17 protein-coding genes are annotated in these 14,277 nt (G+C 64.3%); 10 read left to right on the top strand and 7 right to left on the bottom strand.

Annotation, left to right across the window (positions count from 1 at the left end; all coding sequences use genetic code 11):
- Positions 1-315 precede the first annotated feature (315 nt).
- Genes sufB through ABFX56_RS00255 form a run of 5 tightly spaced genes read left to right on the top strand, consistent with a single transcriptional unit; the run spans position 316 to position 4,397 of the window.
- Positions 316-1,734, top strand: coding sequence for a Fe-S cluster assembly protein SufB (gene sufB, locus ABFX56_RS00275; protein ID WP_346231283.1), 1,419 nt, complete (start codon positions 316-318; stop codon positions 1,732-1,734).
- Positions 1,735-2,961, top strand: coding sequence for a Fe-S cluster assembly protein SufD (sufD, locus tag ABFX56_RS00270; RefSeq protein WP_346231282.1), 1,227 nt, complete (start codon positions 1,735-1,737; stop codon positions 2,959-2,961).
- A 3-nt stretch (positions 2,962-2,964) separates the two neighbouring features.
- Positions 2,965-3,288, top strand: a complete 324-nt coding sequence (locus ABFX56_RS00265; RefSeq protein WP_346231281.1) for a non-heme iron oxygenase ferredoxin subunit — start codon at positions 2,965-2,967, stop codon at positions 3,286-3,288.
- A 12-nt stretch (positions 3,289-3,300) separates the two neighbouring features.
- Positions 3,301-4,065, top strand: a complete 765-nt coding sequence (sufC, locus tag ABFX56_RS00260; RefSeq protein ID WP_346231280.1) for a Fe-S cluster assembly ATPase SufC — start codon at positions 3,301-3,303, stop codon at positions 4,063-4,065.
- Between the two features lie 2 nt (positions 4,066-4,067).
- The gene (locus tag ABFX56_RS00255) at positions 4,068-4,397 is read left to right on the top strand and encodes a metal-sulfur cluster assembly factor (protein WP_346231279.1); all 330 of its coding nucleotides are present in this window, start codon (positions 4,068-4,070) and stop codon (positions 4,395-4,397) included.
- A gap of 13 nt (positions 4,398-4,410) precedes the next feature.
- Here ABFX56_RS00255 and ABFX56_RS00250 read toward each other — a convergent pair whose 3' ends face one another.
- A complete protein-coding gene (locus ABFX56_RS00250; protein ID WP_346231278.1) occupies positions 4,411-5,055 on the bottom strand; it encodes a biotin transporter BioY in 645 nt (214 codons plus the stop codon).
- 98 nt (positions 5,056-5,153) lie between these two features.
- Here ABFX56_RS00250 and ABFX56_RS00245 point away from each other — a divergent pair, with 98 nt between their 5' ends.
- Positions 5,154-6,752, top strand: coding sequence for an ABC-F family ATP-binding cassette domain-containing protein (locus ABFX56_RS00245; protein WP_346231277.1), 1,599 nt, complete (start codon positions 5,154-5,156; stop codon positions 6,750-6,752).
- A 15-nt stretch (positions 6,753-6,767) separates the two neighbouring features.
- Here ABFX56_RS00245 and ABFX56_RS00240 read toward each other — a convergent pair whose 3' ends face one another.
- The 3 genes from ABFX56_RS00240 to ABFX56_RS00230 are packed head-to-tail and all read right to left on the bottom strand — an operon-like array spanning position 6,768 to position 8,169.
- Complete coding sequence (locus ABFX56_RS00240) at positions 6,768-7,607, bottom strand: SURF1 family cytochrome oxidase biogenesis protein (protein WP_346231276.1); 840 nt, start codon at positions 7,605-7,607, stop codon at positions 6,768-6,770.
- A complete protein-coding gene (locus tag ABFX56_RS00235) occupies positions 7,604-7,858 on the bottom strand; it encodes a hypothetical protein (protein ID WP_346231275.1) in 255 nt (84 codons plus the stop codon). The genes ABFX56_RS00240 and ABFX56_RS00235 overlap by 4 nt, the downstream gene beginning before the upstream one ends.
- Positions 7,855-8,169, bottom strand: coding sequence for a DUF3099 domain-containing protein (locus ABFX56_RS00230; RefSeq protein ID WP_346231274.1), 315 nt, complete (start codon positions 8,167-8,169; stop codon positions 7,855-7,857). Before ABFX56_RS00230 ends, ABFX56_RS00235 begins: the two co-directional genes overlap by 4 nt.
- Before the next feature lie 93 nt (positions 8,170-8,262).
- Here ABFX56_RS00230 and fabG point away from each other — a divergent pair, with 93 nt between their 5' ends.
- Positions 8,263-8,973: a 3-oxoacyl-ACP reductase FabG gene (gene fabG / locus ABFX56_RS00225; protein ID WP_346231273.1), complete on the top strand. Its 711-nt coding sequence runs from the start codon at positions 8,263-8,265 to the stop codon at positions 8,971-8,973.
- A 10-nt stretch (positions 8,974-8,983) separates the two neighbouring features.
- Here the strand turns inward: fabG and serB are convergent, their stop codons facing one another.
- Complete coding sequence (gene serB, locus ABFX56_RS00220) at positions 8,984-9,637, bottom strand: phosphoserine phosphatase SerB (protein WP_346231272.1); 654 nt, start codon at positions 9,635-9,637, stop codon at positions 8,984-8,986.
- A 25-nt stretch (positions 9,638-9,662) separates the two neighbouring features.
- Positions 9,663-10,901, bottom strand: coding sequence for a glucose-1-phosphate adenylyltransferase (locus ABFX56_RS00215; RefSeq protein WP_346231271.1), 1,239 nt, complete (start codon positions 10,899-10,901; stop codon positions 9,663-9,665).
- Positions 10,902-10,947: 46 nt separating this feature from the next.
- On the opposite strand from ABFX56_RS00215, the gene glgA reads away from it, so the two are divergent.
- The 3 genes from glgA to ABFX56_RS00200 all read left to right on the top strand — a co-directional run bounded on the left by glgA (position 10,948) and on the right by ABFX56_RS00200 (position 13,533).
- Positions 10,948-12,132, top strand: coding sequence for a glycogen synthase (glgA, locus tag ABFX56_RS00210; RefSeq protein ID WP_346231270.1), 1,185 nt, complete (start codon positions 10,948-10,950; stop codon positions 12,130-12,132).
- A gap of 244 nt (positions 12,133-12,376) precedes the next feature.
- Positions 12,377-13,168 (top strand): ABC transporter ATP-binding protein, encoded by a 792-nt coding sequence (locus ABFX56_RS00205; RefSeq protein ID WP_346231269.1) that lies wholly within the window; start codon positions 12,377-12,379, stop codon positions 13,166-13,168.
- Positions 13,169-13,272: 104 nt separating this feature from the next.
- The gene (locus ABFX56_RS00200) at positions 13,273-13,533 is read left to right on the top strand and encodes a type B 50S ribosomal protein L31 (RefSeq protein ID WP_346231268.1); all 261 of its coding nucleotides are present in this window, start codon (positions 13,273-13,275) and stop codon (positions 13,531-13,533) included.
- 24 nt (positions 13,534-13,557) lie between these two features.
- Here ABFX56_RS00200 and ABFX56_RS00195 read toward each other — a convergent pair whose 3' ends face one another.
- On the bottom strand, positions 13,558-14,262 hold the full coding sequence (locus tag ABFX56_RS00195) for a 3'-5' exonuclease (protein WP_428834417.1): 705 nt from the start codon (positions 14,260-14,262) through the stop codon (positions 13,558-13,560).
- Positions 14,263-14,277: the final 15 nt, after the last annotated feature.

Genomic DNA, 14,277 nt, shown 5'->3' with positions numbered 1-14,277 from the left:
GACAGGAAACACGGAGTTCGTTCCCGGAGTTCCCAGGGGCATGGGGGTCCTTTCCCTATCTTTCCGGAGATGACTGTCGGTAGAATTGAGGTATTCCAAACCGCAGCCCTTGCCGGGAGTCGATGTGGACGCCGGGTCGCTTGACCCGAGTCTGTGGTTCAGTCTAGGCAAGCGCCCTCACGTACCCGAACAAACCGGGTAACTCAGCAATCCAGGTGCCCATACGAAATCCCGTGATGTCGGGCGTCCGCCTTGCAGGAGAGGGAATGATGGTGTGGCCACCGCGGTTTGCACCAGTAGGAAATGAGGTAGTACATGTCAGACATCCTGATTGACCGGCCCGAGCTCGCAAGCCTGGGAACGTACGAATTCGGATGGTCAGACCCCGACGCAGCGGGTGCTGCCGCCGAGCGTGGAATCTCCCCGGAGGTCGTCAGGAACATCTCGGCTCTGAAGAACGAGCCGGAGTGGATGCTGAAGAAACGCCTCAAGGGCCTCGAAGTGTTCCTCAAGAAGCCGCTGCCCGCGTGGGGCGCCGACCTTTCCGGGCTCGACTTCGACAACATCAAGTACTTTGTGCGCTCCACCGCAGGACAGGCCCAGAAATGGGAGGACCTGCCGGAGGACATCAAGAAAACCTACGAGAAGCTGGGCATTCCGGAGGCCGAGCGGAAGAATCTGATCGCCGGCGTGACAGCCCAGTACGAGTCTGAAGTGGTCTACCGCCAGATTCGGGAGGACCTGTCTTCGCAGGGTGTCCTCTTCACCGACACCGACACCGGACTGCGCGAACACCCGGAGTTCTTCGAAGAATACTTCGGCACCATCATCCCGCCGGGCGACAACAAGTTCGCGGCGCTGAACACCGCGACCTGGTCCGGTGGTTCCTTCGTCTACATCCCCAAGGGCGTTCACGTCGAGATCCCGCTGCAGGCCTACTTCCGGATCAACACCGAGAACATGGGCCAGTTCGAGCGCACGCTGATCATCGCCGACGAGGACAGCTACGTGCACTACATCGAAGGTTGCACGGCCCCGACCTACAGTTCAGACTCGCTGCACTCCGCGGTGGTGGAGATCGTGGTGAAGAAGAACGCCAGGGTGCGGTACACCACCATCCAGAACTGGTCGAACAACGTCTACAACCTGGTCACCAAGCGGGCCATGGCGCACGAAGGCGCGACCATGGAGTGGGTCGACGGCAACATCGGCTCCAAAGTCACCATGAAGTACCCGTCGGTGTATCTGGTCGGAGAGCACGCCAAGGGCGAGACCCTTTCCGTCGCGTTCGCCGGCCCGGGGCAGCACCAGGATGCCGGCGCCAAGATGGTGCACATGGCACCGCACACGCAGTCGTCGATCGTCTCGAAGTCGATCGCGCGCGGCGGCGGACGCAGCGGTTATCGCGGCGAAGTGCGCATCGCTGCCGGCGCCCACCACTCCGCCAACACGGTCCGCTGCGATGCGCTCCTGGTGGACACGCAGTCGAGGTCGGACACGTACCCAACCGTGGACATCCGTGAAGACGAAATCCAGATGGGCCACGAGGCGACGGTGACGCGCGTCAGCGCGGAGCAGTTGTTCTACCTGATGTCCCGCGGGATGCCCGAGGACGAGGCCATGGCCATGATCGTCCGCGGGTTCATCGAACCGATTGCGCGGGAACTCCCGATGGAGTACGCGCTGGAACTGAACAAACTCATCGAAATGGGCATGGAAGGATCTGTCGGCTAGATGTCTGCAGTCATTGATACAGATCGATCGTCGACAGTGAAGGGACAATCCGCGGCAGCGCTGGACTATTCCAAGATCCGCTCCAAGCAGCACAGCGAAGGCGGCTGGGGACTCGTCCCCATCCAAGCCAGAGCCGGACGGTTCAGGTCTGTCGACGTGAATGACTTCGAAGCGGTCAGCGCGCAGGACATCGAGTGGAAGTACACGCCGCTGGCGAAGGTTCGTCCACTGGCCACCGACGCGCTCGACGGAAGCGAGTACGAGTACGTCTCGACGAGTTCCGCGGGGGTGCACATCGAATGGGCCGACCGCACCGACCAGCGCATCGGCCTGGCCGGCAAGCCGGAGGAGCGGGCCTCAGCCAACGCCTGGAGCAACTTCGAGCACGCGCTCATCATCACGGTCGGCGGCGAGGACGCTGAAGAGGCGACCATCAGCCGCAACAGCATGGGTATCGCCGGGCGCGCCGCTCACACCGTGGTCATTGCGAAGAAACACAGCCACGGGCTGGTCATTCTGCAGAACAGCGGCCAGGCGGCTCTCACCGAGAACGTCGAGTTCGTGATCGAGGACGGGGCGAACCTCACCGTCGTCACGGTGCAGGAGTGGGAGGATGGCGCGGTTCATCTGGCCAGCCACTTCAGCAAGATCGGCAGGGCGGCCAAGTTCCGCCACGTCGCGGTGACGCTCGGCGGGTCACTCGTGCGGGTCAACCCGACCGCGCACCTGTCAGACGAGGGCGGGGAGGCTGAGCTATTCGGCGTCTACTACGCTGATCCGTCTCAGCACCTCGAACAGCAGGTGTTCGTCAACCATGACGCCCCGCACACCAAGTCCCGTGTCAGCTACAAGGGTGCCCTCCAAGGCGCCGGCGCGCGCACGGTGTGGGTCGGCGACGTGTTGATCCGTCCCACCGCCAGCGGCGCGGACAGCTACGAGGAGAACCGGAACCTGCTGCTGACCGACGGTGCCAGAGCCGATTCGGTGCCGAACCTGGAGATCGAAACCGGCGACATCCTCGGAGCCGGACACGCCAGCGCGAGCGGACGATTCGACGACGAACAGCTGTTCTACCTCGAGTCCCGCGGCATCCCCGAAGAAGACGCACGGCGTCTCGTGGTGCAGGGTTTCCTCTTCGGGATCCTGCAGAAGATCGGGAACCCCCAGCTTCAAAGCCGGCTCGAGGGCGTCATCGAGGCTGAGCTCCGCTCCATCGGGGCAGACTGATCCATGGCCGTCAGGGTGTGCTCTCAAGATGAGGTCGAACTCGGCAGCGCGGTGCGCGTCGTGATCGATGATGTGCCAATCGCGCTGGTGCGTGACTCCGCGGGTGTCGTGCATGCGATCGGCGACACCTGCACTCACGGCGATATCTCGTTGTCCGAAGGGTTCGTGGAGGACGACACTCTCGAGTGCTGGGCGCATGGCTCGAGGTTCTCCCTCACCACCGGCGCGGCGCTCAATCTTCCGGCGTATGAACCGGTCCCCATCTTCACCGTCAGCATCGTGGACGGGGACATCTACATCGACCCCACCCCGATTTTCGTCTCCTAGAAAGAAACACGTATGTCAGTACTGGAAATCAAAGATCTGCACGTCAGTGTCGAAACCGAACAGGGCACCAAAAACATCTTGAAAGGTGTCGACCTGACGGTGGCGGAGGGTGAGACCCACGCCATTATGGGTCCGAACGGCTCGGGAAAGTCAACCCTCGCCTACACGATCGCCGGTCACCCCAAGTACCACGTGGACAGCGGCTCGATCATGCTGGACGGCGTCGAAATGCTCAAGCTCACCGTTGACGCCAGGGCTCGCGCCGGGCTGTTCCTGGCGATGCAGTACCCGGTGGAGATCCCCGGCGTCAGCGTCACGAACTTCCTGCGTACCGCCAAGACCGCGATCGACGGCGAAGCACCCGCGATCCGCGGCTGGATCAAGGCGATGCGCGAATCCATGAAGAACCTCCGCATGGATCCGGCGTTCGCCGACCGCAACGTCAACGAGGGCTTCTCGGGCGGAGAGAAGAAGCGCAATGAGATCCTGCAGCTGGAACTGCTTGGCCCGAAGTTTGCCATCCTCGACGAGACGGATTCCGGCCTCGACGTGGACGCGCTCAAAATCGTGGCAGAGGGCGTGAACCGGGTGAAGGAGCATTCTGACCTCGGGGTACTCCTGATCACCCACTACACGCGCATCCTGCGATACATCCGTCCCGATTTCGTGCACGTCTTCGTGAACGGACGGGTCGCGGAAGAGGGTGGCTCGGAACTGGCCGATCGGCTGGAGGAAGAGGGCTACGACCGCTTCCTCGCCGGCGCGGCGCTCAGCTAGTCATGGCGGTCGCGCTGGCGCCCGCGCTCTTCGACCAGGTCGAAGAGGCGCTCAAGGACGTGATGGACCCCGAGCTTGGAGTCAACATCATCGACCTCGGGCTGGTGTACGACGTCGCCTGGGATGAGGACAACGACGCGCTCGTGATCAGCATGACGCTCACCTCGGCGGCATGCCCGCTCACGGACATGATCGAGGAGCAGATCTCTGAGTCGCTCGACGGCGTCGTGGAGGCGTTCAGGATCAACTGGGTGTGGATGCCGCCGTGGGGTCCTGACAAGATCAACGACGACGGCCGCGACGCGATGCGGGCCTTGGGATTCTCGATTTAGCGGGATTCTCGATTTAGCGCCCGTCGGTCGTCTCGAGGGTGTCGGAGGCGAAGTCGCGTTCGGCGGCCCGCAAGTCGCTGCTGGCCACCTTCCGCCACGCGAAGGTCACGATCAGCGCGGCGGCCGCCGCCTTCACCACGGCGCCGCCGAAGAACGGGTAGAGACCCGTTTCCACTGTGTCGAGCAGACTCCGGTCGGTGACGACGGCGCACCACGGTAGGGCGAGAGCGAACACAACGACGGTAGCGGAGAAGAACGACAGTGCCGCCCCGGCCAGCGTATGGTCCCAGGATCGCTGTGCCACCCACCCGGTGAACGCCGCGGCCAGTATGAACGCGAGGATGTACCCGCCGGAGGGCCCCAGAAGGACCTCGATTCCGAACAAGTCGCGCCCGAACACTGGGAGACCGAGCGCTCCGATCAGCACGTAGAGCGTCATCGACAACGCGCCCCGCAGGCAGCCGAGGAAGGACCCGACCAGAAATACCGCCAGTGTCTGCGCGGTGAGTGCCACTGGCCAAGACAAAATCTGGAACTGGGAGACGATCGCGGTGAATGCCGCACCGGCGGCGATGAGTACCAGGTCGACGGGCAGCGACCGGTTCACCAGTCGATCGGCGAGCGTGGGATGGCCTACGGCGAGGCTCAGACTGGTCATCGGCGCTCCTCGGGGCCGACTCCGGTCCTATCCGCAAATATACTAGGACTCTTCCCCCTCCTACCGGTCTGCAAGACCAAAGACATTGGACTTTGCCTGTGCTCAGCGTGCGTGATCTTGAACTGCGTGTCGGTGCGCGCACCCTGATGGAGGGTGTGACGTTCCGCGTGGACAAGGGAGACAAAATCGGGCTGGTCGGGCGCAACGGTGCCGGCAAAACGACGCTCGCGAAAACCCTGGCGGGGGAGAACCCGCCGACCCACGGCGTCATCGACCGATCCGGGGAGGTCGGTTACCTGCCGCAAGACCCGCGCAGCGGTGATCCGACCAGCCTCGGCCGCACCCGCATCCTCGATGCGCGTGGGCTGGGGCAGATCGTGCTTGGCATGCAGAAGTGCGGGCAGGAGATGGGCAGCAGCGACCCGTCGGTGAGCGCGAACGCCATGGAACGGTACGCCAAACTTGAGGACCGGTTCCTGGCGCTCGGCGGCTACGCCGCGGAGGCGGAAGCCGCGTCGATCGCGAGCAACCTCGGTCTGCCCGATCGCATCCTGGAACAACAGGTTTCGACGCTGTCCGGAGGGCAGCGGCGTCGGATCGAGCTGGCCCGCATCCTGTTCGCTGGCGCCGACACGATGCTGCTGGACGAACCGACGAACCATTTGGACGCTGACTCGGTGGTCTGGCTGCGAGAGTACCTCAAGTCCTTCAACGGCGGACTGGTCGTCATCAGCCACGACGTCGCGCTGGTCGAGGAAACCGTCAACCGGGTGTTCTACCTGGATGCCAACCGCACGGTGATCGACATCTACAACATGGGCTGGAAGAACTACCTGCGCCAGCGTGAGGCCGATGAGGAACGCCGAAGGAAAGAACGGTCCAACATCGAGAAGAAGGCGTCGGTGCTGCGGCTGCAGGCCGCGAAGTTCGGTGCGAAGGCGACCAAGGCCGCCGCAGCCCACCAGATGGTGCGTCGTGCCGACAAGATGATGTCCGGGCTCGAGGACGTGCGCGTGGCCGATCGGGTCGCCAAGCTGAGGTTCCCCGAGCCGGCTCCGAGCGGTCGAACGCCCCTGGCGGCCACCAACCTGAGTAAGAGCTACGGGTCGCTGGAGATTTTCACCGCCGTCGACCTGGCCATCGACCGCGGGTCGAAGGTGGTCGTGCTCGGCCTCAACGGTGCGGGCAAAACAACACTGCTGCGCATCCTGGCCGGCATCGACCACTCCGACACCGGAGCAGTCGAGCCCGGCTACGGCCTCAAGATCGGCTACTATGCGCAGGAACACGAGACGATCGACGTGAAGCGCACTGTGTTGCAGAACATGGTGTCGTCGTCGCCGAACCTCACCGAGACGGAGGCGCGGCGCGTGCTCGGATCGTTCCTCTTCACCGGTGACGACTCCCACAAGCCGGCTGGGGTTCTCTCCGGCGGGGAGAAGACCAGGCTGGCGTTGGCCATGATCGTGGTGTCCGGTGCCAACGTGCTGCTGCTGGACGAACCGACGAACAACCTGGACCCTGCATCCCGGGACGAGATCCTCGACGCCCTGGCGCACTACACCGGCGCCGTGGTGCTGGTCAGCCATGACGAGGGCGCCGTCGAGGCGTTGAACCCGGAGCGGGTGCTGGTGTTGCCGGACGGCCTCGAAGACTATTGGAACCACGAGTACGCCGAGCTGATCTCGCTGGCCTGATGCCGTGCTGCCGTCTCAGCGGGCGGCATCCAGCAGTTCGTCCTCGATTTCAGCGTCGGTCTTCTTCGCCGTGCGCGCCCGCTGCGGCACCGCTGCCGGATCTTCCTCCGCATCCTGCGCGCGCATCCGCAGTTCCTGCCGCACGGCGTAGCCGAGGCCGAAGAACGCGATCAGGGCGAAGATGATCCACTGGATCATGTACGACCAGTGCAGCCCCTCGTCTTGGGTCGGTTCCGAGGTGACCACCGGAGTCAGATCGTTGGCCGGGGCGGGCGTCTGCGTGTCGAGCACTCCGTAGGCCCCTGTGTACACGTCGCCACCGACCTTCTGCTTCACGACGGGCAACTCAATCGTGGCCACCTGGTTGCCGGTGGCGGTTCGCGACTGAAGGTGCGGTTCGCTGGGCTTCAACCGCGCCACCACCGTGACCTCGCCGCCGGGTGGTGCCGGAACCGAGTCTGGCGCGTCCCGGGTTTCACCGGTCGGCACCCAGCCGCGATCGACGATGAATACCCTGCCGTCGGCCAAGCGCAGGGGGGTGAGCACCTCGAACCCCGGTCCGGCCGAGGTGGGCCGGTTACGCACGAGAAGTTCCTCCTCTGGCAGGTAGGTTCCGGTCACGGTCACTCTGAGCCACTCGCGACCGGCGTCGAACGAATCGAGAGTGGGCAGTGCCTCGGACAGCGGAACCGGAGCCGCGTGAAAGTTGGCCTCGATGAGCCGGTTGGCGGCCGCGGCCTCGTTGCCGCGGCTCAGTTGCCAGGAGGAGAGAAAGCCGCACGCAATCGCGAAGGCTACCGCAAAGGCGAGATAGCCCAGCCAGCGGCGAGAGAACAGCGTCTTCCAGCGGGTCATGGCATTTCCGCGGGCGTGTCGGGTACCCGGTCGACCGATTCGACCATCGAGGTGACGATTACCGGGAATCCGCGGCTGGACAGATAGTCGCGCAGGTAGTCGCGGTGCTCGTCGCAGGCGAGCCAGATTTTCACCCGGTCCTTCTGGTGGATTCTCGGGTTGCGCCAGTTCACCTTCCATTGTGCCGCGACCGTGCATCCGGCGCGTGAGCAGGTGGGCGGCAGGTTGTCCTCGTCGCCGAAGCCGATCATGCCGGTCGCTCCGATTCTGGGGGTTGCGACGACGTGGCTGAGCCGGGCTGCGGGGGAGCCAGCGGCACAATGATGCCCGGACGCTGCACCGATGACGGCCTCGACTGGGACACGTTGGCGATTACGACGGCGAAGTAGGGCAGGAAGATCGCACCAGTGGCACAGACCGCGAGCCACCAGCCGCGCGCGAACACGCACAGCACCACGCAGACTAACCGGATACCCATGGTAAGCGAGTACTTGATCATGCGACCCCGCCGATCGTCGTCTGGCGATCGGGGGAGGGAGGTGATCGATTGTTGCTTGGCCATGAGCTCACCCAAGCCTAAGACTAAGATTGCGGGAGTTTGCCGGGTGCTCATTTCCATTGTGCCCGCCACCGACGAAGGAAGCGAGACTGACCGATGGGCAGCGCCCGAACTGTACTGATCACGGGCGGCAATCGCGGCATCGGATTCGCGATCGCCGAGGAATTCCTCGCCAGAGGGCACCGCGTCGCCGTCACCGCACGCTCCGGCCAAGGGCCGCAGGGCAGCCTCACTGTGCGCGCTGATGTGACCGACGCCGCTTCCGTCGACGAAGCGTTCTCTGCCGTGGAAGCCGAGTACGGCCCGGTTGAGGTGGTGGTGGCGAACGCCGGAATCACTAAGGACACCCTGCTATTGCGGATGAGCGACGAGGATTTCGACTCGGTGGTCGACACGAACCTGGGCGGCGCGTTCCGGGTCGTCAAGCGTGCCATGCGCGGCATGCTGAAGGCGAAATACGGCAGGGTCGTGCTGGTCTCCAGCGTCGTCGGGTTGCTGGGTTCGGCCGGACAGGTCAATTACGCGGCCTCCAAGAGCGGGCTCATCGGCCTGGCCCGCTCTCTGACCCGAGAACTCGGGTCGAGGGGAATCACAGCCAACGTGGTCGCTCCGGGCTTCATCGAGACAGACATGACCGCGCAGTTGCCCGAGGAGCAGCAGGCACAGTACAAAAAATCGATCCCGGCTGGCCGTTACGGCAGCGCGACCGAGGTGGCCAAGGTCATCGCCTGGCTGGCCGGTGACGATGCCGGATACATCTCCGGCGCCGTGATCCCGGTGGACGGCGGACTGGGGATGGGCCACTAGCCCCGAACCGCTAACCCCGAAGGCCCAGTAGCGGGAGCAGTTGCGCGAGATCCCGGATGTCCATGATCAGGTCCGCTTCGTCCCGCACCGGCGCCTTCGCGTCGAACGCCACAGAAAGCCCGGTGATCGCCATCATGGTCAGGTCGTTGGCGCCATCGCCCACCGCCACCGTCTTGGCCAGCGGCACCCCGCAATCTTGAGCCCAGCCGCGGAGCACGCGTGCCTTGGCCACCGAGTCGATGATCGGTCCGGTGAGACCACCAGTGAGTTTGCCGCCCTCGACGGCGAGCCGGTTGGCGCACCAGAAGTCAAGACCAAGGTCCTGAGCGAGCGGGTCAACCAGTTCGTGGAAACCGCCGGAAACGACTCCGACCTTGCCGCCTGCGGCCTGCACACCCGCGATCATCTGTCGCACGCCGCCGGTGTAGCGGATCTGTTCTGCCACGGTATCGAACACACTCACCGGCAATCCGGCCAACGTGGCGACCCGGGCCCGAAGGCTGGCTTCGAAGTCGAGCTCACCGTTCATGGCGCGGTAGGTGATCTCCGCCACCTTGTCGTGAGATCCCGCCGCCGCGGCGAGCAACTCGATGACCTCGTTTTCAATCAGCGTGGAGTCGACGTCAAGCACGACGAGAAAACGGGTGGTGGGCAGTTGTGCCATCGATCATTCCTGGGGGGTCGGAGGTTCACGCGACGTGAACACCCTTGCCCACAACCGTGATGCCGGAATCGGTCACAGTGAAACCGCGGAGCCGATCGGCGTCGCTGTCGACGCCGACGGTCGCGCCGTCCGAGACCACTACTTCTTTGTCCAGGATAGCCCTGCGCACGGTGGCATTCTCGCCGATGCGCACTCGGTCGAACAGCACAGAGTTCACCACCATGGCCCCGGAGCCGATCGTGGCCCATGGACCGAGAACGCTGCGCTCCACGTGCGCGCCGGACAACAGGCATCCGAGCGACACGATGGAATCGATGGTGGTTCCGAGGTTGCCGTGGGCGTCGCGCACGAACTTCGCAGGCGGCGAGTTCAACTGCTCGCTGAATATCGGCCATTTGTTGTTGTAGAGGTTGAAGATGGGCAGGGCCGACACCAGATCCTGGTGCGCGTCGAAGAACGACTCGATGGTCCCCACGTCGCGCCAGTAGAACCTATCGCGTTCCGTCGCCCCTGGTACCTGGTTGCGGTTCAGGTCGTACACCGCCGCGTCCTGGCGGGCGACGAATTCAGGAACGATGTCGCCGCCCATGTCGTGATTCGAATCGGCGACCTCGCCATCACGCAGGACTGCGTCGATCAGCACGTCGGTGTCGAACACATAGTTCCCCATCGAGGCGAACACCTCGTTGGGGGAGTCGGACAAGCCGACGGCCGATTGAGGCTTTTCCAGGAAGGCCTGGATGCGCGTCGGGTCCTCCTCGCTCACCTCGATCACCCCGAATTGATTGGCCAGCGCAATCGGCTGCCGGATGGCGGCCACCGTCACGCCAGCGCCCGAGGCGATGTGGGCGTCGATCATCTGGCTGAAGTCCATCCGATAGACGTGGTCGGCACCGACAACGACGACGATGTCGGGCTTCTCGTCTCTGAGCAGGTTCAGGCTCTGCAGGATGGCATCCGCCGAGCCGGCGAACCAGCGTTTACCCAGGCGCTGCTGTGCAGGTACCGAGGCCACATAGGAATTGGTCAGGGCCGACAGCCGCCAGGTTTGTGACACGTGCCGGTCCAGGCTGTGCGACTTGTACTGGGTGAGCACCACGATTTGCCGCAGGCCCGAGTTGATCAGGTTGGACAACGCGAAGTCAATGAGACGATAGTTTCCGGCGAACGGAACGGCCGGCTTGGCACGGTCGGCGGTCAACGGCATGAGCCGCTTGCCCTCACCGCCCGCCAGCACAATGCCGAAGATCTTCTTGGTCGCCATGCCTCCACAGTAGAGGCAAGCTCTGCTCTGTACTAGCGTTCGGGATGTGAGAGTCGATTTAATCTCCCGCGAGTATCCGCCGGAAGTTTATGGGGGAGCCGGTGTTCATGTTGCCGAGCTCACCCGAGCCCTGCGCCGCGACATCGAGGTGATGGTGCGGTGCTTTGGTCGGCCTAGAAGTGAGGCGGATGTCTTCGCGTACGCGGTGCCCGCGGAGCTGGTGGGCGCGAACCCTGCGCTGACCACCCTCGGCGTGGACCTGCTGATCGCCCAGGACGTGGCCGGCGCGGACATAGTCCACTCGCACACCTGGTACGCGGGTGCCGCCGGTCAATTGGCGGCCATGCTGCACGGCATCCCGCACGTCGTCACGGCGCATAGCCTCGAGCCGTTGCGCCCCTGGAAGGCGGAACAGCTCGGCGGCGGTTATCGCGTCTCGAGCTGGATCGAAGCGGGCGCCATGACCACCGCTGACGCAGTGATCGCCGTGAGCGACGGCATGCGGCGCGACATCCTCAGGTCGTACCCAACCATCGACGAACGACGGATCCACGTCGTGCACAACGGCGTGGACCTGCAGCGTTGGCGTCCGAACGCTGACCAGGCCGTGCTCCGCACGCTCGGTATCGATCCCGATCGGCCCGCCGTAGTTTTCGTTGGCCGCATCACTCGGCAGAAGGGCTTGACCTACCTGTTGCGTGCGGCACGACAGCTGCCGGCCGACGTGCAGCTGGTGCTGTGCGCAGGCGCGGCCGACACTCCGGAGATCTTCGAGGAAGTGCGCGCCGCGGTGGCAGAGCTGAAACAAACTCGCAGTGGCGTGATCTGGCTCGACACGCTGCTCGGCCACGAGGAGCTGACGGCGGTGCTCACCGCCGCCACCACCTTCGTCTGCCCCTCGATCTATGAACCGCTCGGCATCGTGAATCTGGAAGCCATGGCGTGCGGTGCACCGGTGGTCGGCACAGCGACGGGGGGAATCCCGGAGGTCGTCCAGGACGGTGTCACCGGACGCCTGGTGCCCATTGAACAATCCGATGACGGCACCGGCAGACCGCTGAACCCCGACAAGTTCGTCAGCGACCTCGCTGGCACCTTGAACGATGTGCTGAAAGATCCTGACCGGGCCGCCCGGATGGGACGAGCCGGCCGGCAACGCGCCGAGGCGCACTTCAGCTGGGACGCCGTTTCGGCCCGCACTCGCGAAATCTACGACGGCCTCCTGCGCTGAGCCCTCCCCGCTGGTCGATCCCGCCCCGCTGGTCGAGCCGGCCCCCGGTGGTCGAGCCGTCGAGACCTCCACAGATGACCCGCTCCCGGTGGTCGAGCCCGTCGAGACCTCCCCAGATGACCTCTGTGATTTCGACAAGCTCAATCACCGGAGCGGCGGGGAGGGTGGGATACCCGAAGTTTCGGGTGACTCGAGGCCGGATCGGGCGCCGTGATCCTGCGGCGGCGCACGCTACGCTGGATAAATGGCCACCGTTCTTCAGCTTTCCGACGTGTCCGTCGTACGTGATGGCAATCCGATCCTCAAATCCCTCAACTGGATGGTCGACGGCGACCAGCGCTGGGTGATCCTCGGACCGAATGGAGCGGGCAAGACCACGCTGCTCCAGATCGCTGCGGCGCTCATCCACCCCACCTCGGGTCGCGCGAACATCCTGGACAACACGCTGGGCAGTGTCGACGTCTTCGAACTACGGCCCCGGATCGGCTTCGCTTCCACCGCGCTGGCAAAGCGACTCCCTCAGACCGAGAGCGTGCTGGATGTCGTCATGACCGCCGCCTATTCGGTCACCGGCCGCTGGCGGGAAGACTACGAGGAACTCGACGTTCGCCGGGCGCAGCGAGTGCTCGCAGAATGGAAACTCAGCGCCTTGGAGAACCGCAAGTTCGGGGCTCTCAGTGACGGCGAGCAGAAGCGGGTGCAGATTGCCCGGGCAGTGATGACCGACCCAGAACTGCTGTTGCTCGACGAGCCGGCAGCCAGCCTGGACCTCGGTGCCCGGGAGGAACTTCTGCAGCTGCTCGGTGGCTACGCCTCCTCCGAGTCCTCGCCCGCCATCGTCATGGTGACCCACCACGTGGAGGAGATTCCCACCGGATTCAGCCACGCGCTCTTGCTCAGCGACGGCGAAGTTGCAGCAGCCGGCCCCATCGACGAAGTGATCACCGCCGAAAACCTGAGCGCGGCGTTCGGCCTGGAGCTGACGGTGACTTCGGAGAACGGCCGGTTCACCGCTCGCGCCGCCGCGCCGCAGTAGTCCGGTCCGCCAGCTCAGTCTGGTATCGTAGCTAGCTGGCGCATGACACGGTCGTGAAATTCTCCGTGACGCTATCACTCTTCTCCAGCTGCAAGGAAACACTTATGAAGTCAGACATCCACCCGTCATATGCACCAGTGGTCTTCCGCGATCTCGCATCCGGCGCCACGTTCCTGACGCGGTCGACGGTCAGCAGCGCCAAGACGATCGAGTGGGAAGACGGAAACACCTACCCTGTGATCGACGTGGAGATCTCCTCCGCCTCTCACCCGTTCTACACCGGCAAGCAGCGCATCATGGACTCCGCGGGCCGCGTCGAGAAGTTCAACTCGCGGTACAAGAACTTCGGAAGCACCGCCAAGTAGTTCTTCTTTGCTACACCGCGTTCGCTACACCGCAGCGGGCTGCAACACGGCTTGTCTGACAGGCCGCTGGGGCCACGCCCCGCTGGTCAGGAACTCCGGGTCTTTGACCCGGCGCATGTATTCCTGGAAGCTCGCCGCTTGGTCCTGGCACCAGCCGATCTGAAGCTGATGCAGCGCGTCCACGTCGATACCCAATTGTTCGCCGTAGAGGCGCGCAATTGCCTGGGCAATCCGCCCAGCGGCGACCGCGTCGGCGCCCGCATCGTGCGCGTCGGTCAGGACCACGCCGTAGTGTGACGCCGCCGCCGTGAGCGTGCGCTTACCTTTGCGGTACCGGTCGAGTGCCTTGTCGATCACCAACGGATCAATGATCGGCGCAGGAACCGATAGCGGCTCTAATCCATAGCGGGCCGCTTCGCGGGCGAGCAGCGTCAGGTCGTACGGTGCGTTGTAGATGGTGACCGCCATTCCGCGATCGAAGAGGCCGGACAGTACCTCGACGATCTCGCCGACAACCTCTGGGGCCGGCCTGCCGTCCGCGCGGGCACGTTCGGTGGTGATGCCGTGCACCGCACTGGCCTGCGCGGGAATCTCCACTCCGGGGTCGGCCAACCAGTCCCAGCGCTCCACGCACGTTCCCGATCCGTCGAGCACCCCGACCGTGGCTGAGACGATCCTCGCCGTCTCGACGTCGACTCCCGTCGTTTCCAGATCGAACACTCCGAGCATTTCGCACCATTGGTT

This window comes from Parafrigoribacterium mesophilum (assembly GCF_039652555.1).
Lineage (GTDB): Bacteria > Actinomycetota > Actinomycetes > Actinomycetales > Microbacteriaceae > Parafrigoribacterium > Parafrigoribacterium mesophilum.
This window is presented reverse-complemented; position numbering and strand designations above follow the sequence as displayed.

Excerpts from the sequence above, each read along its gene's own strand:
- ABFX56_RS00200 (WP_346231268.1), top strand. The coding sequence starts at position 13,273 with ATGAAGTCAGACATCCACCCGTCATATGCACCAGTGGTCTTCCGCGAT.
- ABFX56_RS00250 (WP_346231278.1), bottom strand. The coding sequence starts at position 5,055 with ATGACCAGTCTGAGCCTCGCCGTAGGCCATCCCACGCTCGCCGATCGA.
- ABFX56_RS00230 (WP_346231274.1), bottom strand. The coding sequence starts at position 8,169 with ATGGCCAAGCAACAATCGATCACCTCCCTCCCCCGATCGCCAGACGAC.
- sufD (WP_346231282.1), top strand. The coding sequence starts at position 1,735 with ATGTCTGCAGTCATTGATACAGATCGATCGTCGACAGTGAAGGGACAA.
- fabG (WP_346231273.1), top strand. The coding sequence starts at position 8,263 with ATGGGCAGCGCCCGAACTGTACTGATCACGGGCGGCAATCGCGGCATC.
- ABFX56_RS00205 (WP_346231269.1), top strand. The coding sequence starts at position 12,377 with ATGGCCACCGTTCTTCAGCTTTCCGACGTGTCCGTCGTACGTGATGGC.
- ABFX56_RS00240 (WP_346231276.1), bottom strand. The coding sequence starts at position 7,607 with ATGACCCGCTGGAAGACGCTGTTCTCTCGCCGCTGGCTGGGCTATCTC.
- ABFX56_RS00265 (WP_346231281.1), top strand. The coding sequence starts at position 2,965 with ATGGCCGTCAGGGTGTGCTCTCAAGATGAGGTCGAACTCGGCAGCGCG.
- ABFX56_RS00195 (WP_428834417.1), bottom strand. The coding sequence starts at position 14,262 with ATGCTCGGAGTGTTCGATCTGGAAACGACGGGAGTCGACGTCGAGACG.
- ABFX56_RS00235 (WP_346231275.1), bottom strand. The coding sequence starts at position 7,858 with ATGATCGGCTTCGGCGACGAGGACAACCTGCCGCCCACCTGCTCACGC.
- serB (WP_346231272.1), bottom strand. The coding sequence starts at position 9,637 with ATGGCACAACTGCCCACCACCCGTTTTCTCGTCGTGCTTGACGTCGAC.
- sufB (WP_346231283.1), top strand. The coding sequence starts at position 316 with ATGTCAGACATCCTGATTGACCGGCCCGAGCTCGCAAGCCTGGGAACG.
- ABFX56_RS00215 (WP_346231271.1), bottom strand. The coding sequence starts at position 10,901 with ATGGCGACCAAGAAGATCTTCGGCATTGTGCTGGCGGGCGGTGAGGGC.
- ABFX56_RS00255 (WP_346231279.1), top strand. The coding sequence starts at position 4,068 with ATGGCGGTCGCGCTGGCGCCCGCGCTCTTCGACCAGGTCGAAGAGGCG.
- sufC (WP_346231280.1), top strand. The coding sequence starts at position 3,301 with ATGTCAGTACTGGAAATCAAAGATCTGCACGTCAGTGTCGAAACCGAA.